The organism is Bradyrhizobium sp. Crot121 (assembly GCF_059512385.1).
In genome coordinates, this window is sequence record NZ_JCAMOR010000018.1 from 68,086 (window position 1) to 89,154 (window position 21,069).

Consider the following 21,069-nt stretch of genomic DNA (forward strand, 5'->3'; position numbering starts at 1 on the left):
GCGTGTGTTGCAGACGTTGCAGTGTTCCGACGACAATCGTTGCGTCATCGGCATCAAAGGGCGGCGCTTGCGGGCAGCACCTGGGAGGGCCATGGCGCCGTCCCGGGCGAACGCTCCTGCGCGATCAGGGCGCGCGCCGCCTGCGCCAATTCGGGCAGCACCTGGTCGGTCAGGCAATCGCAGGCGGCGAGGCCGAGGCCGACATGGCGCGTGGTGGTGCGGGACGATGCGGTGGCCGGCCCGCCGGCGTCTTGCGGATCGGGCACCACAAGACCGGAGCGTCCGGCGGCGAGGTCGGCGGCGAAGCGGGCCTCGATCCGCAGCACCGGCGCACGGGCCTCCTCGCCAAGCCGGTCGTTGACCGGCAGATGCGCCAGCGTCAGCCGCGCATCCGCGATCAACAGCCGCAGATGGCGCAGCATCTCCGCCCCCTGCGTCAGCACGTCGTCAAACCGGATCATGCTGCCGAGCAACAGATCGGTTTCGAGCTCGAAATGGACGCGCTGCCCGTCGACCGTGGCCGGCACCACCTTGCGGATCTGCCAATAGGTCACCTCGCCGATGCGCGCGTCATGGCCGTTGAGCTCCAGGCTGCAGCGGATCACCACACGGGTCAGGCCGTCGCCGTCGCGCGCGAGCTGATCGCCGAACTGCAGGCAGACCCGGCACCCGGCCGGCAGCACATGCCGCCGCCAGGTCGCGAGCACGGCGCCGCGATAGCCGCACATCGCAAGCAGCGTCCGCAGCCGACCGGTGGTCAGCCTCCAGTCCGGCGCCGGTTCGGCGATGGGCGGCACGGCGGCCATCGCACAGGCTACCGCGCCGCCGGCGTCGGGCCGCCGATCAGGCTGGAGAGCGCGAGCTCGTTGATGACGGGCGGATTCTGCTTGAGCAGCTCGGCGAGGTAGGCCCGCCGCAGCATCGCGGCGCGTTCGCTGCGCATCTGCTGCACCAGCACCTCGCGCACCTCCGGCAAGGTCCTTGTGTAGGAGGCCTTGGTGTCGGTGAGTTTGATGATGTGCCAGCCGTCGTCGAGCTTGATCGGCTCGGCGATCGCGTTCTTGGCGAGCGCCATCACCTGGGTGCGGATTTCCGGCCGGATCTGGGTCTCGGCCAGCCAGCCAAGCTCGCCGCCATTCTTGACCTCGCCGGTCTCGTTGGCGAGCGCGGCGAAGTCGGCGCCGGGGGCCTTCAGCTTGCGCTGGATGTCCTCGACGGTCTTCTTCGCCTTGTCCTCGGCCGCCTTGTCGGCGTCCTTGGCCACCGCCACGAAGATCTGCGCCAGCTCGAACTGCCGCGGCATCAGGAAGGAGGCCCGGTTGGCGTCATAGACCTTCTGCAGGTCGTCCTCGCTCGGGAAGCTCGCCGGCGGCGTCGAGACCTGCTGCAGATAGAGCTCGGCGACCGCGCTCTCGCGCACCCGGTCGAGCTGCTCGGCGATGGCCGGCTGCTGGTCCCACTTCTTGGCCGCGACCTCCTGCAGCACCAGGCGGTTGGCGAGCATCAACCGCACCGCCTGGCTGAGCAGGTTCGGATCCTGCCCGAACGCGGCGCGCTCGCGCGGCCCGAGCGCGGCGACATAGGCGCGGATCTGGTCGGCCGAGATGTTGGTGCTGCCGACCCGGGCGATCACGTCGTCGCCGGCGCCGGATTTGGCGGTGGCCGCGCCCTGCGTCGTCGCCGCCGGCTGCGGGGCCACTGCGGCGGGGGCCACGGGCTTCGGCTTAGCGACGGCCTGCACCGGACGCTGCGGCACCGGCGGCGGTGCCGTCTGGGCGGCGGCGGCCAGCGGGAGCGCGGCCAGCACCGTCGCCATCATCGACACACGGAAGGATCGCATCAGGGGTGCACCGCGGAGGGAGGAGATGTTCATGGTTCTGCCTTCTGGTCGAGGATCTTGTCGCCGCTGTCCTGGATGTTGTTCTGGATTTCCACCCGCCGCAGCCCCAGCATCGGCTCATGCGCGACGATGGTGTCGCCGATCGTGACGCTCTTGTACTGCTTCAACAGCTCGCGGCCGGCCTTCAGCATCTGGTCGTTCTTGGCGACGCAGCCCTTGGTCGCGGCCTTGTAGGCGTTGGCCTCGCCCTCGAACTTGGCCCGCGCGGCGTCCTTGTCGCGCGCGACATTGGCCGCCTCTTCATAGGCCGACTTCCATTTCTCCAAGGTCTCGTCGCGCTCGGCGAGGCGCTTGTTGAACTCGTCGACGGCCTCGCGATGCTGCTTCTCGGTCTGGCGGACCTGCGCCTTGGCGGCGTCGACCTGGGCTTTCGCCGCGGCCTTGTCGCGCTCGGCGTCGGCCAGCTTGGCCTGCAGCGCCGTCCGCTGGTCCTCCAGTTGCCGGGTCTGCAGGGTGGCGCTGCGCAGGGCTTCGCGCAGCCGGTCGGTCTCGGCATCGGCGCGGGCGGGTTCGAGATGCGAACACACCGCGACGGCCGCCGTGAGGAAGGTGAGGATGCGTATCTTCATGATCAGAACTTTGCGTTGAGATCGACCAAGAGGACGTCGACGGCATAGGGCGAGCCGGCGATGTTGTTGGCGCTCAGCCAGCGCATCGACGCCCATACGTTCTCGCTGAGACCGACATTGGCGCCGAGGAAGTAACCCTTGAGGTTGGTGCCGCCGAGCCCGAAATCGGAATCGGCGAAGGCATCGAGCGTCGCGTCCGACTCCAGGTATTTGTAGCCGACATGCACGTTCCAGTCGGCGAAGTGCTTGATCTCCTTGTTGCCGACGGTGACGCGCGTCATCCAGCCCATGTCGCCGCCGTTGAACGGGCCAAGCACCGACCCGCTCGCGGTACCAGCGCGGTTGTTGATGGCGATGCCGGGGACGTTGGACACAGGCGCAAGCCCGGTGCCGGGGATCGTCAGCGCGCGATTGAACGCTGAGTTCCAGACAAATTCGCCGTCGAGCACGATGTGGAACGGATGGAATTCGCCGAGGTCGAGCGAGGCGCTGGCGACCACCGGGCGGAATTTCTGGACCAGTCCGAAATACTGAAACTGAAGGTTCTGGCCCAAATTATTGTGGACATCGCTGTAGATGTTGCGCAACATCATGTAGGTGTTGCCCTTCTGGGCAAACAGCGGCCGCGACAGATCCGAGCTGCAGCTATCCGAACTCGAGCCGACAAAGCAAGTCTCGGAGAGCTGCCCCTGCACGTTCTCGAAATCGTAATAGGCCACGCCGAAGCGGAACTCAGAGACCGGGTCGAACCGTGCGGCAAAGCCGCCTTGGGCGCCGAACAACCATTTGTCGTGGCTCGGAAGCTTTCCACCACCATTCTCGTAAGACGCGTTGGTACCCGCGTTGAAGTCGGTATTGAAGATCGGAAACGCGCCCAGGACGCCGAACGCCGTAATGTTCGGAATCACCTCCTGCTTGGCCTGCACGGCGAAGCCGTCGAAGCCGAGTTCGCGGTACCAGACCAGATCGGTCGGCGACCAGAACGGATTGTCGAAACGCCCGACCTGCGCCACCACGTCCTGGTTCGGGAGCTGATACTTCAGGAAGCCCCGATCGAGCCAGATCGAATATTTGGAGAAATTCGAGCCGCTGCCCCCCAGCGTCTGGTTGGTCGAGACCGGCGAGTTGCTCTCGCCGGTCGCGATCCGCAGGCCCGCCGCGAAGCCGTTGGTGAGGTCGGCGTCCATGCCGAGGCGGGCGCGCAGCCGCACCTGGTTGCGGTTCTGATAGGTGTTGTACGTCGGGATTTGGTTGAGGTTGTCTGGTCCCAGATTGTAAGGCGAGCCTGAGTTGATGGCGTTGAAGTTGATCAGCCCCGGATCGTTGCCGGTCGGGAAGAAGCTGCCCATATAACGAGCGCGCACGTCGCCGTAGAAGCGGATGCGCTGCGCCCATTCCGGATACGCGCCCGGCGAGGCCCAGTTCTCCTTCTCGGCCTTTGCCATCACTTCCTTCTTGATGTCCTCGCGCAATTGCCGCTTCACGATCTCCGGCACATAGGTGACGTGCCGGGTGCCGGGCGGATTGGCGGCAGCCGCGGCCGCGGTCGCTGCCTTCGCGGCTTCATCCGCCTTGCTGGTGGCGTCCTTGGAGGCCTGGCGCGACACATAGGCTTCGTCCTCGGCCTGCTTGATCAGCGACTGCGCCTCATCCTCGCTCAGCAGCTTGCGCTTCACCATGAGGTTGAGAAGATTGACCGTCGTATTCGGCGAGGTCGGCTTGGCATCCGACACTTTCGGCCGCTTGGACTCCACCTTCTTCTCAGGCGCACCGGCCTCGTCCGCGGGCTGGCCAAGTGCTGGCGCCACGCAGGACAGCGCAGCCAGCGAGACAGCGAGCAGCAGCGTGCGCCGGCGTGCACCTGGATTAATCTCAAACATTTTGTCCCCAGTCCTCTTGTAGTCCGTTGTGTTTGACAAACGTCGCGTTAGCTCGGCCGACGCGCGGTCACGCGCGTCACCATCGGCATCGGCATGTCTTTCGGCGGCGGTTCGCGCAGCGTCAGACTGCCGAGAATGTCGTTACGTATCAGCGTGTCGAGTTCGGCATCGCCGGTCGACGGCACGAGCTGAACCCGGTTGATGCGGCCGGTGCTGTCGGCCCACAGGCGGATTTGCACCTCCATCACCGCCCGGCGCGTCCTGTTGTTGGCGCGCAGCGCGGATTCGATCTGCGCCTGCACCATCGAGGCGTACCAGCCCCAACGGCTGCCACCGCCGCCCCCACCGCCGTAAGGACTGCCGCCCGGCTTGCCGCCGAGATTGAAGAGATCGCCCGGTCCGGTCGCCTGCGCGTCAAGCGACAGCGGCCCCGGCGGCTCGTCGTTCTTGGCGTCCTTGACCGGCTCGTCCTGCGGCTTCTCGATGGGCTTTTCTTCCTTGAACTCCGGTTCGGCCATCTTCGGCTGCTCGATCATCTTCTGCTCGGGCGGCGGAGGTGGCGGTGGCGGCGGAGGTGGCGGCGTGATGTTGACGATCGTGATCTCGCGGACCTGTCGCGGCGGCGGCAGATCGTCCCCGCCGAACAGCCAGTAGCCTGCCCCGCCGAACAGCAAGGCGATCACCACAAGCGCCGCGCCGTAGCGCATCCCGGGGCCGCGGAATATAGAGCGCTGACGATCTGACGGCTCGTCCGGCAGATTCCAATCGTCCCGAAGCTTGCTCACGATACGACCTCGACCTGCCGCAGACCGCGATCGCGCTCAGCGAAATACTGAAAGACGAATTCAACGAGCCTTGTGAACTCTTTCGTCTCCAGCGTCAGCGCTAGTACGGGCGAGGCATCTATCTTGAGATGAAAGGTTTCGTCTTCGGCGTTGAACTCGACATAGGCGTCGCGGTCGATCGACAGGCGCGGCCGGCGGCCGCGCGAGATCGTCGCCAGGAACGGATCATCCTCCAGCTCTCCGGCCGTGACGCGGCCGCGGAGCTCGTTCGCCAGCTTGACCAGAAGCGCTTCGCCCCGAATGGGAAACGGCAGAACGACAGAACTCACGCAATCCCCTCCCTTCGCGGCATCGGAGGCAAGGTTATCGAGAGCCGGCCCGACCAGCCGCAGCCGGACGAGCGCTCGCTGCAGCGCATCGAGCGCACGCTCATAGGCGCGTTTGCGCCGAATGGGCGTGTGAGGAAGAGGCGTTGGCACCGGGATCGACGATCGCATCACTTCACGAGCGGTTTGGTGGCGAGTCCAACCTGGTTGAGGCCGATGCGGCCCAAGAGGTCGAGCACGTCCATCACGCTTTGGTACTGGGCCTGCGCGTCGCCGCGCAGCACCACGGGGAACTCCGGCGTCAGCGCCTTCTGCTGCACCAGGCGCTGCTCGAGCTCGGGCAAGGTCACCGGAATGGTGTCGAGGAAGATCTTGCCGTCGTTGGCGACCGTGATCGCCTTGGTGGTCTGCGTCGCCAGCGACGGCGCGGCCGAGGCCTTCGGCAGGTTGACCTTCTGGCCCTGCACGGTCGCCGTCGTCATGATGATGAAGATCACCAGCAGCACGTAGGCGAGGTCCAACATCGGGGTGATGTTGATGTCGTCATACGGCTTGGAGTCGCTCTGCAGCTGCATCGCCGTTTACTCCGCGGCCATGCGGTGCAGGGTCGGGTCCGGCCGGTCGGCGGAGTAGAACTCCGCCATCTTGGTCACGAACTCGTCGACGAAGACCTGGATGTCGCTGGTCAGGTCCTTGATCTTGGAGATCAGGTAGTTGTAGCCGAACAGCGCCGGGATCGCGACGCCGAGGCCGGCCACGGTGGCGACCAGCGCCGCCGCGATGCCGGGCGCGATCGCGTTGACGTTGACGTCGCCGGAGGCCGCGATCGCCGCGAAGGTGATCATGACGCCGACCACGGTGCCGAGCAGGCCGAGGAACGGACCGCCGGAGATCGCGATGGTCAGGATCACCATCAGCCGGTTCAGCCGCTGGATCTCCTTGACCACGCCGCTGTCGAGCGCGGCGCGGATCGCCGCGATCGAGGCGCCGGACAGCACCGGGGCGGCGCCATTCCGGAAGCGGTGGCGGATCTCCTCGGCGCCGATGTGGTAGATGCGATAGAGCGAGGACGCCTTCATCGCCTTGGCATCGGCCGCCGACAGCCGGCCGCCGAGGGTGGCGACGTCGGCATCCGCGCCGCGGTCGAGGATGGTGAGGTCGTCGGCGACCGCGCGGAAGTGCTTCATGAACACCGCGTTGGCCTTGGCCTGGCGGTTCAGATAGCCGGAGCGGTCGACCATCACCACCCAGCTCAAGGCCGCCATGATCACCAAGAGGCCGATCACCACCCAGCCGTCGAGCGTGACCGACTTCAGGATCACCGCGAAGTAGCCCGACAGCCAGCTGCCGGTTTCCTCATCGACGCTGAAGGCGATCAGCTTGGCCTGGTCGGGGCCCTGCCCGACCGCGGCGAACTTGATGAAGCCGGCCGGCCGCGCGATCTTCGCGATCTGCAGTTCGTCGACGTCGCCGGCAAAGCCCGCCATCGCCGGGACCGCGACCGGCGCCGCGGCGGCCGCATCGTCCGCCGCCGGCGCCGCGCTGCCGTCCGCAGCCGTCGCAGCAGGGGACTGCGCGGCTGCGGACGGGGCGGCCTGGGTGACCGGAGGTGCACTGGAGGTTGCAGAGGTGTCACCTCCGATCAGGGCCACCGTGTTCAGCGCCGGCAACGCGGCGGCGACCGACGCGTAAGGAGTGCCGTCCAGCATCAAGGTCACCTGGCCGTTGTTCGCGACCACCGCCAGATGATGCCAGGTGCTAGGTGCGACCGGCGCGCCGGTGCCGCTGCGCTGCGCGGCGCCGGCCGTCGTCACCTCGACGAACGGCGCGCCATTGTCCAGACCGATCACCAGCGCATTGCCGGCCGCCCCATCGCGGCGGCTGTAGAGCGCCGCGTTCGGCTGCGCCGCCGCCGGCTTGATCCACGCCGACCAGGTGAACGCGCCACCGGCGGCCTGCGTCAGCGACGGCGAGGCCGGCAGCGTCACCGGGTTCTGCCCGGTCAGCCGCACGCCATTGCCGATGAGCGCGCCTTCCGCCGGCTGGCCGACGCTCTGGGCGTTGTTGGCCCACACCGAGGAATCCAGCGACGGCGTGCCGCGCTCGTTGAAGTGATAGACCAGCAGCGTGTCGGGGTCGTAGGTCGCCTTGGCGTCGGCCGCGGCCAGCGCCTTCTTGTTGCCGTAGTAGAGCCAGATCTCGGCCTTGGCCCCCGGCTGCAGGTTCGGCACCGCGACCCAGAGCAGCGCCTCGCTGAGCAGCCCGTCATATTTCTCGACGTGATACTTCAGCGGCGTCTTGTCGTCGCCGGCGACGAACCTGAGGTCGGAGCCGTCGTCCTTGGCGGAGGCAAAGCGGAAATTGCCGGTGTGCAGCCGCACCAGCACCGGCGTCGAGCCGATCGGGTCGGTGATGTTGGCGCCCGCGGCGCTTGCATCGATCGTGATCTTCTTGCGCAGCTGCCACTCATCGTTCCACCAGGCGTTCGCCGGCGCCGCCAGCGCCAGCACCGCCACCACGGCCAGCAACAGCATCGCCGCCGCGTTCGCGGCCGCGCGCCTCGCACCGCTCCCCATGGCCCGCATCTTGTCCCATCCCATCATCATCAGAATTCACCCCAGAGCCGAACGTTGAAGCGCGGGTCGCCCGCGCGCGTATAGGTTTGGCTGACCATCGGAACGGACAGCGCGAACATGCCATTGAAGGCGTTGAACACCTTGAAGCGGGTGCCGACGCCGTAGCTCCACAGGTTGAACGCCGACTGCTGATCCGGCAGCGGCTTCTGGATGCTGACATGCGCGGCGTCGGCAAAGGCGAACAGCCGCCACTCGTTGAAGGTGGTGAAACGCGGCGCGCCCTGGCCGGTCTCGTCCTTCATCTCCTTCTGCAGCATCGCGCCGAGATCCGGGCTGCGGAGCTCCAGATTGCCGATCACGCCGTCATCGCCGAGCACCTCGGATTCCAGATAGCCGCGCACGGTGTTGAGGCCGCCGGCGCTGAGCTGCTCGCTCGACACCAGAGGGCCGTCGGCGACCTGCGCCTGCACCTTGCCCCAGAGCTGGAAGTTCTCCGGCAATTCCTGGGTGTGCGCGACGTCGACGTTGAAATGCGTGAAGCTCGGCGAGGCGTAGTAGCGCTTGGCGTCGAACTCGGTCCAGTCGCTGCCGAACGGCCGCAGGCTGTAGGTGATGCCGGCGTTGAACTGGGTGGTGAAGGTCTCGTTCTGGAACGTCGCGCCGTAGCTGGCAACCACCGGATAATAGGTCACCGGCGAGGCGAAACTGTCGGTGCCGAGCCCCACGGTCTGATCGAAGTGCTTGTAGTCCACCCCGACCGACAGCGTCTGGAAGAAGTTCTCGCGGCCCGGCAAGGTCATCACCGCGCGGCCGCCGATGATCTCGCCGGGGCCGACGATGTTGGTGCCGCCGACGGTGGCGACGTTGCTGCTCGACTTCACGCCGTAGAGCAAAAAGCTCAGCCATTCGACGTCGGGAATCCGCGCCAGATACGACCCCGAGAACACCTCGGCATCGCCCGGCCGCTGCGGCGCCACCTGATAGGTGAAGCTGGCGGAATGCCCGAGCTGCCACAGATTGTCGTAGTGCACAGTGGCGATGAGGCGGGCCGGCGTGGTGTTCGGCGAGTTGGCGTTGTTGACCTCGACGGTGCCGTGGAGCGGCGCCTTGTCCTCGATGTTGAGGTCGACATCCACCGTGCCCGGCGCGACGCCAGCGCGCAGCGCGGGCGTGACCCGCCGGTCCGGCCATTGGTTGAGCGCGACGATGTCCTTGGTGACATCGTTGAAATTCGGCAGCGCGCCCTCTTTCAGCGAGGCCGCCCGGTCCTTGATCTGCTCGATGTCGAAGTAACGCGAATTCTTCACCCGCAGCCGCCCGACCTTCATCTCCGCCACCTTGAGAATGACGACCCCGCGCAGCGCATTCTGCGTCGGCACCGACACGCTGACGGTCTGAAAGCCCTTGTCGCGATAGGCCTTCTCCAGCGCCGCGCGCGCCTTCTCGACGTCGTCGGCGCTCTTGTTCGGCCCGAGGAACGGATAGATCGCCTCCTCGATCTCGATCTGCGGCAGCTTGTCGGCGCCCTGCACCGCGAAATCGTCGATGTCGAAGCGTTGCGCCGGCGCCGCCGCATTGTCCGCATTCGCGGGCTGCTGCGCCGTGGGTGCATTCGCCGGCTGCGGCGCCCTTTGCGGCGCGGCGCCTGCCTCACCCCACGTCAGCGCGCAAAGACCGCCGGCGATCACCGACACGACAGGCCTCAGGCCGAGCAACACCGTTCGGGCGGACGCAGGTCCGCCACGCTTGTAACCGATCTCAGATTGCACGGGTGCTCGCTCGTCTCCTGGGCACGCACATGACGACACGGCGGAATGCCGCGTTCATGGTGCCTCACTTCAACAGACGATCGAGCCGGAACGAGACTGAATCAAAGTCTTAAGAAATTTTTGCGCGCCTTACGATTCGCGGACAGCGCGTGCGCCGTGCGGATCGCCAGCGAAGCGCGCGGCGCAAACCACGCGGCATCGGGCTTTCCCGGCGTCGTCCCGGTCGTGATGCTATTTCAGATTCAGCAACAGGCGCAGGCGCAGGGGCTGCAGCATTTCCGGTGGCGGCGCCTCCCCGACATTGCCCCGCGTGAGGATCTTCCGCAGATCGGCGTCGGCCTGCGCATTGTTGAGCGGAGGGAAGGTCACCTTTTCGACCGAGCCGTCAGGATTGAGCCAGGCGCGCACCTCGAGCATCTGCGGCGCCCCGTCCTCTTTTCCGCGGTGTTCGCGAAGATAGGCCCGGAAACGATTGCCGACCTCGTCATCCGCTCCCATCCAGTCTTCAAAACGATACCTGACCAGCTTCGCGAATTGAGTCCAATGCGGCGGCGCCTTGCTCGCCTCGCGATATTCCTGCGACCGCGCTGGCGCGGAAACCAGCGCCGGCGAAAACGTCGCCACGATGGCTGTCGCCGCAACCCAACCGGCTATCTTGGACAAACTCATCTGCCACATCCGTCTCGCCTCAATTCTGCAAACACGTGACCCGCGCCGAGAGCGAGGCCGCTCGGCTGGCGCGCGAGGTCGTGGCGACGATCTGGGATCGGTCATCTTCCGCGACACGAACTCCCTTGGAGGCGAGGAAACTCTTGGCGTCCCCTGCCCCCACCGCGACCACACGGCTCGATCCGGTCCTGCGGCTTATGATCCCTTGTACCAGGCCACGACTGTCCAGTACCGGCGCACCGCTGGCGCCGAAGGTGACATCCGTATCTATCTGCAGCACACCCGACTGGCTGCCTGGGCTTCCCGCCACGGTCGCGTTTGCAAACATGCCGCGGCTGGTCGCCAGCTTATCGTAAGCGGAGGCAAACACCATGTCGTTGGTGCTCACGCCGACCGTATTCGGGAAAACCGCAGCCAGCCCCAGGGTCTTCGTCACCTTGATCAGCGCGATATCCGCGCTGGGCGACAAGGCCACGAGCTGCGCCGCTAGCGCCCGGCCTTCCTTGAAGACAATGAGCCGCGCGCAATCTTCCGCCGCATGACGGGCGGTCAACATATGGCCCTTGTCGTCGACAAAAAAGCCGGTGCCGGTCTTTTGGCGGTTAGGCACCGTAGGCTCCTGCGTGCGCGCCAGGGGCGAAACCTCAGACCGCTGCTGATGCGCCGCGAAATTCCCAACCGCCCAGCCGATGTCATGAGCCTCGGCGCGCCAGGCGGCCGCCGTTGTCAACCCCAGCAGTCCGACACCGACCGCGATGCCTCGGATGACGGTGGCCAACCCGCGACACCGGTGCGCGCCATCCGCATGTCGCGGCTTGATCATTGAATCCTCTTGTCCTGCAATTTGTCTGGCAGACCCGTTTTCGAACAATTTGTCGCGGGGCGCGGAGTCCGTTCAAGACGCTAGCTCAGCAACACGATGCCTCCCGGCAAGCTCCGCGCCGTGGCGCCGAACAGGCCGTGGGCCTGAGCGATGAAGTCGTCGAGGTGATCGAGATGGAAGGTGCCCGAAATCATGCGGTGCCCAAGCTGCTCGTCCATAACGACAATCCTGCCCGGCCGGTAGCGATTGATCTCTTCGACCAAACGATTGACCGGCCAGTCGCGGACAATCAGAAGACCCTTTCGCCAGCCATTCGCCTGTTCCAGATCCGCCTGCGAGGCGCGTCCGAGCCCCATCTCCGCCGAATAGGATATCTGCTGCTCGCCCGAAATGGCGACGCGTTGTCCTTTCCATTCGACTTCGACGGCGCCTTCAAGGCACGACACCGAGACGGCACGATCGAGACATCTCACATTGAAACTGGCACGATGCGCCGTGACCCGGCCTCCGGCGGCATCAATGACAAGTGGCGCGGGCGCGTCGCGCTCCGCCTGGACGGCGGCCTCGCCCGAAATCAGCTCGATGCGCGGAGCCCCCTGCTCGGATCGTACGGCGATGCTGGTCTGGGTGTTGAGCGTCAGCGAGACATTGTCGGCCAATGCGATGTTGCGCCGTTCGCCCTTGCCGGTCCGATAGTCCGCCGAAAGTTCTTCGAAAGACGGCCATAGCCCCATCGGCGGACGAACGACCACGTATCCGGCGGCCACCGATGCGGCGGCAGCCATCGCGCCCCCGATCAGCGCCCGGCGGCTGAGCCTGTCGCGCGCGTCGCGTTGACTGCGGCGTTCAACATTCACAAGCTCTTGGCTTGCGAGCACGCGCGTCGCCTCGCCGAAACTGCGCCACAGCCTCACGGCATCGCGGAAGGCGGCCTCGTGCTCAGCGCTGCGCTGCCGCCAAAGCGCCAAAGCGGCAGCATCGTCCGACGACGCCGACCCGGAGTGCAGGCGAATAACCCACGCAAGCGCCTGCCGCAGCAGCGGGTCAAGCTCGGAAGGAATATCGTCGCCTGCGGTCAAGGCCAATCGCTCTTTGTTGATTCTCCCGCCGAATGACTTCGGCGTACTCAGAAATACCGCGTCCTCATGCTCTATAGACGATTGACGCAAAGGAAGACTGAATCGAAAATGCAGCCTATCCGCACTTTCAAGCTCTTTGTCGCTATAGAAAGTGCATCTTTCAAAATTTTTCTTGAAGATTCGCGATCCGCGCCGGCATTCAACCGTGCGCGTTGGAAAAATGCCGCTGGAGCATGATCCGGAAAAGTGGAAACCGGTTTTCCCTCGCGACAAACGCGAAGCGTTTGCGCAGGAAGATCATGCTTAAACAAAGAGACGAGATCATGATCCGATTCCGTCCAATCGGATCATGATCTAGACAGCCTGACAAGCACGTCTCTCGCCAAGACGCAAGCTACTCGCTGGCCTTCGCCTTTGGACGCGGCCCGAGACGCCGGAGAACGGTGCGGCCCAGCCGACGGCTGAGATGCTCCATGGCATGCTGCAGGTCGAAATCGACCGTGCGCACATTGATGCCAAACCGATCCGCGATCTCGCGGTGGGGCTGATGATCAAGATGGGCTGCGATAAATACGTCGCGCCGCCGGGCGGGCAATTCTGCGAGAGCCTTCTGAAATTCCGTCAGCTCGATGCGCGATTCCGTCACCATTGCCGGGTCCGGACGGTCGTCGGGGATGACGTCCATGATCGCCGCGATTTCCGAGGCGTTCAACAAGTGCCGATCGCTTTTGCGCCGATCCTTGGCGACATTCAGCGCGGTACGAAACAGATAGTCGACGGGGCTATGAATCGGCACCGCATCGGATACTCGATCGACCCGCAGAAACGCTTCGTGCAGCGCCTCGCGCGCGAAATCCGAGGAGCCAAGGCAACGCGTCAGACGCCTAGCCAAGCCCTCGTAATCAGCTGCGACTGTCTCTCGCAGAGATTTACTATTCGAATCAGACACCTACCAGCCCCGCAACGCCACGCCCTGCGTTTCGCAGATCGTAGTCAGTCCCACTATTTTCCCTATCCACCGAGGATGACACTCGCGTGACGGACATCAGTCACTCGCAAGCTGGTCGGCGATTGCGGCAATCGAACCACAGGTGCGGGAATATTAAGATACCGCGGCCATTCAGCCGGAAGCTTGCAACGGCTGCGCCCCGAGAATCGTTTGATCGCCCCAGCATCGAGTAAGATGTCGCCGGAGCTTGAGGCAACCCTTTATATTAGTCGCCTACAGCGCGTGGATCGAGATCATGAAGCGGATCGGGAGCGGCATGTTGGGCGGCGCCTGCTGGCTCAACACCAGGCCACGCAAGCTCTCGGCGATCGAGCTATCCCGATCAAAGTCGCCTGTCGAACCGTCGAGCTCGGCCCTGTCTATGACTCGCGAGGACGGCGTCACCCATAGTTTGACCGCGACCCGATATTCGCCCCGCCTGGTCCGCCCGCCCTTCTTGAGCGCCTTCTGAATGTCCGATTGCAGGAGGCTGATATATTCTCCCAGATTGCGATCGGGAGCGTCGGTCGTACCGCGAACGCGTAACGTTCCAAGCGTTATGTCCGCGGAGACTGGGGGATGGATGCGCGGCTCGTCCGGATCCGGCACGGACGCCGGCGCGAGCGTCACGGCATTGGATCGGCTATAGCGAACCCTCAGGTCAGTATCGGCCAGGAGCATCAGCAGCGCGGCCTGCGGCGTAAACTCGCCGTTGACCGACAGCGAACGGAAGCCGGCTGCCGAGGTCGTTTCGAACATCACCTGGACGCCGGCCTGCTGGCTGTACGCCTGCAGCGCGTCGATCAGTGGCTGCGCCGGGATATTGAACGTCATGAGCCCGACCGGCGGCGTCCGCTCGTTTCCAGATGCGACGGTAACCCCGACCAGAATGACAAGTACCGCCACGACCTTCGCCAAGGTCCAGGCGCCGAGGCGGGGTAAGTTCATCCTCTGCCGGACTTGCGCCCGGGACGAAGCGATTTGGCCAATACTTAGCATCACTGACAACTGAGCCGTCTCGCCGGCTACTTCCTCGCAAGGGCCTTCGATTTCGCGCAAGCAGATCCCGGAGGTCGCGCCATCCCTCGGTCCTCACATCGTACCTTCCTATGTCAACCATATGACAGATTGCCTGACGGCGTCACCTGCCCGACCTTGGCACATCAGCCGATACCGCCGCGGCCGAACGAGCGCGCGCCTCGAGACGATGACGCGGGAAGCAGCTCGGATAGGTTTCGCGAGCCGGCCGAGCTCAGCGGGTAAGGTCACAGAGGATTTACCGTCAGTTTCGAACGCGTGCTTTTGAAAGCGCGCCCCACTTTCCCATCTGCAATGTATGGGAGCTGCGAAGCGCTCCGGCATATCGAACAGATCGAAAGTTGCCTCGCAAAGCAGGCGTCGGCGCAAAGCCGCGCACTTGCACACGATGGTGAGGATCGAAGTATGACACAGATCGCGGTGGCCTACACCAACTCCACAGTCGAAACTGAAGCGGTGCCGGTGGTTGCGCCCCGCCGGCACGCCATCCATCAAGTGCTGCTGCCGTTTTCGGTCGCCTACTTGATCGGCGCCTTCGTCACCGATCTCGCCTATTGGCGAACTGCGCTGGTGATGTGGGAAAGATTTTCGGTCTGGCTGATTGCGGCCGGATTGGTGATCGCGGCGCTTGCGGCCATCGCCGCCGTGATCGATCTCCTGATCGACAGGCAGAGGCCGGCCTGGTTTCGTGCACTCACCTATGTCGTCGCGATCGTGCTCTCGATCGTGAATGTCCTCGTTCACAGCCGCGATGGTTACACCGCTGTCGTGCCGACCGGCCTCGCGCTCTCGGGACTCGTCACGATCCTCCTGCTGTCGCTGGCGGTGGGAGGCTGGGGCTTGACCTATGGCGATCGCGCAGGAGCAGTCGAATGACCAGCTTGCTCAATCTTGCCCGTGCGACGAACCTGCCGCGCTTTGCCACCGTGGCTGTCGCCGCTGCTGCCTTGAGTCTTGCGGGCTGTGACGACAGCGGCGGGAATCCCGCAAGGCAGATCGGCGCCCATCCGTACTTGCCGGAGGTGCAGCAATATCTGCTGCCGCCGATCAGGATTGCGCGGCCAGCTCCGTGGGGTGACGAAACGCCGAAGGTGGCGGAAGGGTTGCAGGTCCGTGCATTGGCCACGGGGTTCCAACATCCGCGATCGCTTTACGTGCTGCCGAACGGCGACGTGCTGGTGGTCGAAAGCAACGGCCCGAAGGCCCCGGTCTTCCGGCCCAAGGATCTCGTCACCGGCTGGGTGCAATGGTTCGCCGGCGCCAAGGCTGAGGATGCAAATCGCATCACGCTGCTGCGCGACACCAATGGCGACGGCATTCCCGATCTCCGCACCGTGTTTCTCGACCACCTCAACTCACCGTTTGGCGTCGCTCTGGTCGGCCACGATCTCTACGTCGCGAACACCGATGCGATCGTGCGATATCCGTACGAGGATGGACAAACCAGCATCACTGCATCAGGCACCAAGCTGACCGATCTTCCCGGCGGGCCTATCGACCATCACTGGACCAAGACCTTGCTCGCGAGCCCCGACGGCGCAAAGCTCTATGTCGGTGTCGGCTCGAACAGCAACATCACCGAGAACGGCATCCAGGCCGAGTACGAGAGAGCCGCGATCTGGGAGATCGACCGCGCGAGCGGCGCCCATCGCATCTTCGCCAGCGGCGTGCGCAATCCCACCGGGCTGCAGTGGGAGCCCGAGACCGGCAAGCTCTGGGCCATCGCCAACGAACGCGATGAGATCGGTCCCGATCTCGTGCCGGACTATTTGACCTCGGTGCAGGATGGCGGCTTTTATGGCTGGCCTTACAGCTACTACGGCCAGCATCTCGATCCGCGCGTCGAGCCGCAACGCCCCGATCTCGTGGCCAAGGCGATCGTGCCGGACTATGCCCTGAGTTCGCATGTGGCACCGCTCGGCCTCGCCATGTACACAGGCAACAACCTTCCAGCGCAATATCATGGAGGTGCATTCGTCGCCGAGCATGGTAGCTGGGACCGAACCCCGCTCAACGGCTACAAGGTGGTGTTCGTGCCGTTTAGCGGCGGCAAGCCATCCGGTCCGGCGCAGGACGTCGTCACGGGATTCCTCAGTGCGGACGACCACGCGCGCGGCAGGCCGGTTGGCCTCGCGATCGATCGGGCGGGTGCACTGCTGATCGCCGACGATGTCGGAAACACGGTGTGGCGGGTGTCCGCCACGAGCCCAGCGGCCCAAACCAAGTCGGACACATAAGCGCTAGAGGAGCCCAAGGAGCAAGGCAGAGCCGGGCGTCGTTCGCGACGTCCGGCTCTGCATCATCGGAATGGCGCGCGGCCCGCGAGCAATGGCAAGAGCGAGATCGCACGCATTTGCGAATTCGCACGGCGCCTCCCCTCCTCGACCAACCTGCGCTTCACAAATAACCGCGGCGTGAACTCGCTTGCCTGCGAGCACAGCAAGCTCACCGATTTGTAAGCAGCATCCTCTCAATCGGACGTGAACTCATTAAACGCCTGTTTAGTGGCTCCGCCGACCACGCCTGGCCTACGTTCAGCTTGCAGCTAACTCGAAGCGAGAGCGTGATCGCCATGAACAGCTCAGTGCACGTTACCGGCCCCGACCGGCTTCGACCTCGGCACGACACAAACTCCGGGCTTCGACCGAAGTGATCTGAAATGTGCGTTTCAGCAAAAACCGTCGCTCTCGAAAGACCGATGCAACGCCTGCCGCTAATGATCGTACTGCCTCGACATAGCGCGGGCCTCGACCAGCACTCGACGCAAAGCGTCGGGCGCAGATAGGAACCTTTACGATGGAACAATACTCTCTATTGGACGCAGAACAGGAACAGCAATTTGCACGCCGTTGGCATGAACTCGGCGATCAGGCCGCGCTGCATGCACTCGTCAAAAGTCATCTCAGGCTTGCAGCCAAGGTAGCGCGGCATTATCGCGGATATGGTCTCCCGCTCGCCGATATCATCGCCGAAGCCAATGTCGGTCTGGTCGTTGCCGCACAACGCTTCGAGCCGGACCGTGGCTCGCGGTTTTCGACATACGCATTATGGTGGATCAAGGCGAGCATTCACGAATATATCCTGCGCTCCTGGTCGCTCGTCAAGATCGGCACCACCGCCGCTCAGAAGAAGCTGTTCTTCCGCCTCAGGAGCGAAATCAGGAAAGTCTCGAACAACCAGACCTCGCTCACGCCGGAAATTGCCAATGTGGTCGCCGAGCACCTGGGCGTTACCGCTGCCGACGTGATCGAGATGGACGGCCGGCTGCGCGGCGATTTTTCCCTGAACAAGCCGATGGACGACGATGGACAAACGGCGGAATGGGAAACGATGCTGGTCGATAATTCCCCTGACGCCGAAGTGATACTGGCGGAGCGGGACGAGACGACCCAGCAGACGACCGCACTCTCAGCCGCGCTCAAGGTGCTGACACCGCGGGAGCGACAGGTCTTCGAGGCGCGGCGCCTCACCGACAACCCGCCCACGCTGGCAGAACTCGCGAGCCGGATGGACATTTCGCCCGAGCGCGTGCGGCAGATCGAGAACCACGCCTTTGAAAAAGTGAAGCGCGCAGCGGTCGGCTATCTGAGGACCGATCGATTGACGCCTGATGGCGCGACGAGCGTGCCGCCGCCCACGCAACGTGACCGCCCGCAGAGGAACGAGTCGGGTCATGAACGGGTACGCGCGGAATACGAAATGCAGATTTAGAGCATGATCCGGAAAAGTGGATACCGGTTTTCCGAAAAGACCATGCTCAATGCCCTAGAGGCGGACTGAGGATCTCACCTCATTGTCCCCTGCAAGACACGGAGGCTGCGACATGCTCGCGATGATGAAGCGCTTGTCGATCGGTGCCGGTTTGATCCTCTCACTCAACGCACCTTTCTTCGCTCAAGCATTTGCCGCTCCGGCTTCACAGGGCATCTCGACCGCCGGCCCCGCCACGCCCGAATTTCGCCCCGGCGATCTTGTCCGCCTGCGCTCAGGCGGGTCATTGATGACGGTCGACACGGTCAAGGACGATCAGGTCGACTGCTTCTGGACCGACGGCAGCGGCCAGACCAACAACGCGACCTTCCCCGTCCAGGTCCTCCGAAAATTCTGATGCCAAACAGACATCGTGGGGCGGATTAGGCCGTGTACCCACAAACCCTGCGGCGTGATGCGACGAACGCAATGTCCGCTTTGCCCCTATAGCGGCCGAGTTCGTGCGGCAGCGCAATATGTCGCGATGGGCCAAAACCCGAAATGGCTCGGTCCTATTTCATCTCGCCCATCGGCGACAATGAAGGATTATTCTTGTCGCCGCTGGTGAAGCGGCCGCTCAGCGGCCCGAGCGATGGATCAATTCCGCCACGTTCGGCAGTATCCTCATCACGACCGCATCGAGTCCGGCTGAGTTTGGATGAAATCCGCTCCTTCGCACATTGGGCTGCGAGTCGTTCCCGCGCACTGTCAAACTTCGGATAGAACAACATACCGTGTTCGCTGGCGAACTGGAGAATATCGCGACGAACGCCTTGCTATTTCCTCGCCTAGGCAGGCGCGAGCCCGCGCTCCAAAGCGCAGCCCGATGAGAGGCTTCGCGGAAGCAACCAGAATCGTTCCGCGGAAAGGCTCTGGACTGTTTCGTCGCTTCGCCCCTCGCAATGACGAGTGGAGAGCGTGCCTCGGGCTATTTCGGCCTCCTGTCAAGCTGCTGCGAATTCGAGTGGCATGCCCTTTTCGATTCGAGTCAGGCGATTTGCCAGACCGAACGTGCGGAAGACATCGGCGAGTTGTTCCTGGCTCTCCCGCAAGTGGCCCCAACCTTCGTTGTGAACCGAGACCAGTCTCGAATTCGGAAACGCGTGCGCGGCTTCCAAAGCATCCTCGCTACCCATTGTCATGCGGAAACGCCCTCGCGGCTCCGCGGCACCGGTGTACAGCACGACAACCTTTGGAGAGAAGCGGCGCGCAACGTCCGCGGTGCCATCGAACCAGAGAGTATCGCCGGTGATGTAGATGAGATCACCCGGCTCATTAACCCCGAGGGCAAATCCAACCACGTCGCCAGCGTCGACCCCGATCGGTCCATGGCGTGCCGGTGTCGCCGTCACGAACAGCTTCGTGCTGCGACCCACCTCGAGCGAGCGCGTCTCGAACGGCCTCAGGCCGACGACACTTCCGCCGAGACGCTGCGCCCCCGACTTTGTCGTGTAGGTCACACCGATGCTGGGCAGAAGAGCGCGGCCAGAGTTGTCGAGATTGTCGAAATGATGGTCGTGGCTCAGCAACACGGCGTCGAGCCTGCCAATCTGCTCGATCGAAAGGGCAGGCCCTTCGGTCTTAAGGTGCTTCACAGGGCTATGTGGTCCCTGATACTGCCCGGGCGGGTCAAACGTCGGATCCGTCAGCAGGCGAATGTCGTCAATCTGAATGAGGACAGTCGGGCCGCCGATCAAGGTCAGCGTCATATTCGAGGCAGTCATGGCCACTCCTGGTCGATCGCGCTGTCCGGCCGAATGTCACACGCGGCGGTAACCTTCGGCCAAGCCGTGCACTCCATCAGGCCGACGGCCCCGAAAGACCGGTCTTCTGCACAGGGCCACGATCGAGGTACGGGGTCTTGTCGCGCGTCTTCAGCGCCCAATTCGCGATCTCGTCCTTACGGGCAAACCAGACGGCCGGCTTGCTCTTTGCGTATGTGAAAAAGCGATCAAGGGCGCGCACGCGATTGGCGTGACCGGAGAGGCGGTCATGGACCGCCATCACCATCATCCGACGGCGACTGGCCCCTTCCTCATAAAGCTGATCGAATTCGTCCTTGAGCGACTGCTCATAGGCAGCCGGGTTATAGCCCTCGAATGGGTAAGACACGATGTCGTTCAAATGGAAAGTGTAAGGCACTGTGACGAAATCGCCGCCCCTGACTGGCAGAATGAACGGCTCGTCCATACTGGCTTCGTCCAAATAGTAGGTGAAACCGAGCTCTTTTAGGATATCGAGTGTGTGCGGGCTGTTGCGTACCCAATAGGCGCTCCATCCCTTCGGCGTTTGGCCGGTCGCGCGCTCGATGCTGTTCATGTTGTCGATGATGAACTGCCGCTCATCAGCCGGGCTCAGATCATAGCTCGCCGACCAGGTGCGGCCGTGGGCGGCCGCTTCGTGTCCGCGACGCACGACCTCTTGTGCCAAAGCGGGATCCTTGTCGACCGCTTGCCCGATCATGAAGGCGGTGACCTTGATGCCGTGCTTGTCGAACAGGTTGAGCAAACGCGGCGTGCCCTCGTAGACGCCGTACTGGAACACGCCGTTAGTCGGCATGTCCGGCAAGCCGTCCTTGATCGGTTCGGGGATCACGCCAGGAGCGCCGGAGAGGGGCTGACCGCCGCCTTCGTACATTAAGGAAATGCTGATCGCGAGACGCGCGCCATTGGGCCAGAGCGAGGAATTGTCTGTCATTGTCGCCTCCTTTCCTTCGACCGTTACATTCAGCGTCATTGCAGCAGCCGAGGCACCGGTGGAGGTCAGAAATTCGCGGCGGTTCATGATGGGCCCTCCAAATCCCGGATCAGAAGTGCTGACGCGTCGCAAGTCATTACGCCTACGGATCGTCGAGGCCCACCAGGGCGTTGATGGAGTCGGCGAACTGCTTCTGGCTCTATCAGCCGTGGCTACCGTG

22 protein-coding genes are annotated in these 21,069 nt (G+C 63.9%); 5 read left to right on the forward strand and 17 right to left on the reverse strand.

Annotation, left to right across the window (positions count from 1 at the left end):
* Nucleotides 1-53: 53 nt before the first annotated feature.
* The 12 genes from AC5ZGW_RS17915 to AC5ZGW_RS17970 form a co-directional block, all read right to left on the reverse strand.
* Nucleotides 54-806, reverse strand: a complete 753-nt coding sequence (locus AC5ZGW_RS17915; protein WP_130227782.1) for a hypothetical protein — start codon at nt 804-806, stop codon at nt 54-56.
* A gap of 8 nt (nt 807-814) precedes the next feature.
* Nucleotides 815-1,873 (reverse strand): peptidylprolyl isomerase, encoded by a 1,059-nt coding sequence (locus AC5ZGW_RS17920; protein WP_463328248.1) that lies wholly within the window; start codon nt 1,871-1,873, stop codon nt 815-817.
* Nucleotides 1,870-2,469 carry a hypothetical protein gene (locus AC5ZGW_RS17925; RefSeq protein WP_130231502.1) on the reverse strand — a complete coding sequence of 200 codons (600 nt, stop codon included), beginning with the start codon at nt 2,467-2,469 and terminating at the stop codon, nt 1,870-1,872. Before AC5ZGW_RS17925 ends, AC5ZGW_RS17920 begins: the two co-directional genes overlap by 4 nt.
* Before the next feature lie 2 nt (nt 2,470-2,471).
* Nucleotides 2,472-4,349: a putative porin gene (locus AC5ZGW_RS17930; protein WP_130231500.1), complete on the reverse strand. Its 1,878-nt coding sequence runs from the start codon at nt 4,347-4,349 to the stop codon at nt 2,472-2,474.
* 47 nt (nt 4,350-4,396) lie between these two features.
* The gene (locus tag AC5ZGW_RS17935) at nt 4,397-5,134 is read right to left on the reverse strand and encodes a TonB C-terminal domain-containing protein (protein ID WP_463328247.1); all 738 of its coding nucleotides are present in this window, start codon (nt 5,132-5,134) and stop codon (nt 4,397-4,399) included.
* On the reverse strand, nt 5,131-5,463 hold the full coding sequence (locus AC5ZGW_RS17940) for a hypothetical protein (protein WP_245475176.1): 333 nt from the start codon (nt 5,461-5,463) through the stop codon (nt 5,131-5,133). The genes AC5ZGW_RS17935 and AC5ZGW_RS17940 overlap by 4 nt, the downstream gene beginning before the upstream one ends.
* Before the next feature lie 167 nt (nt 5,464-5,630).
* A complete protein-coding gene (locus AC5ZGW_RS17945) occupies nt 5,631-6,035 on the reverse strand; it encodes an ExbD/TolR family protein (RefSeq protein ID WP_027584694.1) in 405 nt (134 codons plus the stop codon).
* Between the two features lie 6 nt (nt 6,036-6,041).
* On the reverse strand, nt 6,042-8,066 hold the full coding sequence (locus tag AC5ZGW_RS17950; protein ID WP_496113942.1) for a DUF2341 domain-containing protein: 2,025 nt from the start codon (nt 8,064-8,066) through the stop codon (nt 6,042-6,044).
* Nucleotides 8,066-9,724 carry a ShlB/FhaC/HecB family hemolysin secretion/activation protein gene (locus AC5ZGW_RS17955; RefSeq protein WP_496113943.1) on the reverse strand — a complete coding sequence of 553 codons (1,659 nt, stop codon included), beginning with the start codon at nt 9,722-9,724 and terminating at the stop codon, nt 8,066-8,068. Before AC5ZGW_RS17955 ends, AC5ZGW_RS17950 begins: the two co-directional genes overlap by 1 nt.
* 312 nt (nt 9,725-10,036) lie before the next feature.
* Nucleotides 10,037-10,474, reverse strand: coding sequence for a hypothetical protein (locus tag AC5ZGW_RS17960; protein WP_245475107.1), 438 nt, complete (start codon nt 10,472-10,474; stop codon nt 10,037-10,039).
* A 19-nt stretch (nt 10,475-10,493) separates the two neighbouring features.
* Entirely contained in the window at nt 10,494-11,297 is an 804-nt protein-coding gene (locus AC5ZGW_RS17965; protein WP_130230455.1) for a S1 family peptidase, read from the reverse strand.
* Nucleotides 11,298-11,377: 80 nt separating this feature from the next.
* Nucleotides 11,378-12,376, reverse strand: a complete 999-nt coding sequence (locus AC5ZGW_RS17970; protein WP_245475106.1) for a FecR family protein — start codon at nt 12,374-12,376, stop codon at nt 11,378-11,380.
* A 172-nt stretch (nt 12,377-12,548) separates the two neighbouring features.
* Between AC5ZGW_RS17970 and AC5ZGW_RS17975 the strand changes: the two genes are divergently transcribed.
* Nucleotides 12,549-12,683, forward strand: coding sequence for a hypothetical protein (locus AC5ZGW_RS17975; RefSeq protein ID WP_283813341.1), 135 nt, complete (start codon nt 12,549-12,551; stop codon nt 12,681-12,683).
* An 87-nt stretch (nt 12,684-12,770) separates the two neighbouring features.
* On the opposite strand, the gene AC5ZGW_RS17980 is transcribed toward AC5ZGW_RS17975, so the two are convergent.
* Together AC5ZGW_RS17980 and AC5ZGW_RS17985 are read right to left on the reverse strand one after the other, a co-directional pair.
* Complete coding sequence (locus AC5ZGW_RS17980; protein ID WP_028164570.1) at nt 12,771-13,325, reverse strand: RNA polymerase sigma factor; 555 nt, start codon at nt 13,323-13,325, stop codon at nt 12,771-12,773.
* Nucleotides 13,326-13,598: 273 nt separating this feature from the next.
* On the reverse strand, nt 13,599-14,312 hold the full coding sequence (locus AC5ZGW_RS17985; RefSeq protein WP_130230453.1) for an STN domain-containing protein: 714 nt from the start codon (nt 14,310-14,312) through the stop codon (nt 13,599-13,601).
* A 495-nt stretch (nt 14,313-14,807) separates the two neighbouring features.
* Between AC5ZGW_RS17985 and AC5ZGW_RS17990 the strand changes: the two genes are divergently transcribed.
* The 4 genes from AC5ZGW_RS17990 to AC5ZGW_RS18005 all read left to right on the forward strand — a co-directional run bounded on the left by AC5ZGW_RS17990 (nt 14,808) and on the right by AC5ZGW_RS18005 (nt 18,510).
* Entirely contained in the window at nt 14,808-15,278 is a 471-nt protein-coding gene (locus AC5ZGW_RS17990) for a DUF2231 domain-containing protein (RefSeq protein WP_130230451.1), read from the forward strand.
* The gene (locus AC5ZGW_RS17995; RefSeq protein ID WP_130230449.1) at nt 15,275-16,639 is read left to right on the forward strand and encodes a PQQ-dependent sugar dehydrogenase; all 1,365 of its coding nucleotides are present in this window, start codon (nt 15,275-15,277) and stop codon (nt 16,637-16,639) included. Before AC5ZGW_RS17990 ends, AC5ZGW_RS17995 begins: the two co-directional genes overlap by 4 nt.
* A 559-nt stretch (nt 16,640-17,198) precedes the next feature.
* Entirely contained in the window at nt 17,199-18,113 is a 915-nt protein-coding gene (locus AC5ZGW_RS18000; protein WP_463328244.1) for an RNA polymerase factor sigma-32, read from the forward strand.
* A 112-nt stretch (nt 18,114-18,225) separates the two neighbouring features.
* On the forward strand, nt 18,226-18,510 hold the full coding sequence (locus AC5ZGW_RS18005) for a DUF2158 domain-containing protein (protein ID WP_130226319.1): 285 nt from the start codon (nt 18,226-18,228) through the stop codon (nt 18,508-18,510).
* A 154-nt stretch (nt 18,511-18,664) separates the two neighbouring features.
* Here AC5ZGW_RS18005 and AC5ZGW_RS18010 read toward each other — a convergent pair whose 3' ends face one another.
* The 3 genes from AC5ZGW_RS18010 to AC5ZGW_RS18020 form a co-directional block, all read right to left on the reverse strand.
* Entirely contained in the window at nt 18,665-18,883 is a 219-nt protein-coding gene (locus AC5ZGW_RS18010; protein ID WP_130226320.1) for a hypothetical protein, read from the reverse strand.
* Between the two features lie 213 nt (nt 18,884-19,096).
* Nucleotides 19,097-19,876, reverse strand: coding sequence for an MBL fold metallo-hydrolase (locus AC5ZGW_RS18015; protein WP_130226356.1), 780 nt, complete (start codon nt 19,874-19,876; stop codon nt 19,097-19,099).
* A 76-nt stretch (nt 19,877-19,952) separates the two neighbouring features.
* Nucleotides 19,953-20,936 (reverse strand): polysaccharide deacetylase family protein, encoded by a 984-nt coding sequence (locus AC5ZGW_RS18020; protein ID WP_130226321.1) that lies wholly within the window; start codon nt 20,934-20,936, stop codon nt 19,953-19,955.
* Between the last annotated feature and the right edge of the window lie 133 nt (nt 20,937-21,069).

Bases quoted from the DNA above. Each gene is read 5' to 3' on its own strand.
- AC5ZGW_RS18020 (WP_130226321.1), bottom strand. From the start codon at position 20,936: ATGAACCGCCGCGAATTTCTGACCTCCACCGGTGCCTCGGCTGCTGCA.
- AC5ZGW_RS17990 (WP_130230451.1), top strand. From the start codon at position 14,808: ATGACACAGATCGCGGTGGCCTACACCAACTCCACAGTCGAAACTGAA.
- AC5ZGW_RS17915 (WP_130227782.1), bottom strand. From the start codon at position 806: ATGGCCGCCGTGCCGCCCATCGCCGAACCGGCGCCGGACTGGAGGCTG.
- AC5ZGW_RS17995 (WP_130230449.1), top strand. From the start codon at position 15,275: ATGACCAGCTTGCTCAATCTTGCCCGTGCGACGAACCTGCCGCGCTTT.
- AC5ZGW_RS17920 (WP_463328248.1), bottom strand. From the start codon at position 1,873: ATGAACATCTCCTCCCTCCGCGGTGCACCCCTGATGCGATCCTTCCGT.
- AC5ZGW_RS17965 (WP_130230455.1), bottom strand. From the start codon at position 11,297: ATGATCAAGCCGCGACATGCGGATGGCGCGCACCGGTGTCGCGGGTTG.
- AC5ZGW_RS17945 (WP_027584694.1), bottom strand. From the start codon at position 6,035: ATGCAGCTGCAGAGCGACTCCAAGCCGTATGACGACATCAACATCACC.
- AC5ZGW_RS17925 (WP_130231502.1), bottom strand. From the start codon at position 2,469: ATGAAGATACGCATCCTCACCTTCCTCACGGCGGCCGTCGCGGTGTGT.
- AC5ZGW_RS18010 (WP_130226320.1), bottom strand. From the start codon at position 18,883: ATGTTGTTCTATCCGAAGTTTGACAGTGCGCGGGAACGACTCGCAGCC.
- AC5ZGW_RS17950 (WP_496113942.1), bottom strand. From the start codon at position 8,066: ATGATGATGGGATGGGACAAGATGCGGGCCATGGGGAGCGGTGCGAGG.
- AC5ZGW_RS17930 (WP_130231500.1), bottom strand. From the start codon at position 4,349: ATGTTTGAGATTAATCCAGGTGCACGCCGGCGCACGCTGCTGCTCGCT.
- AC5ZGW_RS18015 (WP_130226356.1), bottom strand. From the start codon at position 19,876: ATGACTGCCTCGAATATGACGCTGACCTTGATCGGCGGCCCGACTGTC.
- AC5ZGW_RS18000 (WP_463328244.1), top strand. From the start codon at position 17,199: ATGGAACAATACTCTCTATTGGACGCAGAACAGGAACAGCAATTTGCA.
- AC5ZGW_RS18005 (WP_130226319.1), top strand. From the start codon at position 18,226: ATGCTCGCGATGATGAAGCGCTTGTCGATCGGTGCCGGTTTGATCCTC.
- AC5ZGW_RS17985 (WP_130230453.1), bottom strand. From the start codon at position 14,312: ATGAACTTACCCCGCCTCGGCGCCTGGACCTTGGCGAAGGTCGTGGCG.
- AC5ZGW_RS17960 (WP_245475107.1), bottom strand. From the start codon at position 10,474: ATGAGTTTGTCCAAGATAGCCGGTTGGGTTGCGGCGACAGCCATCGTG.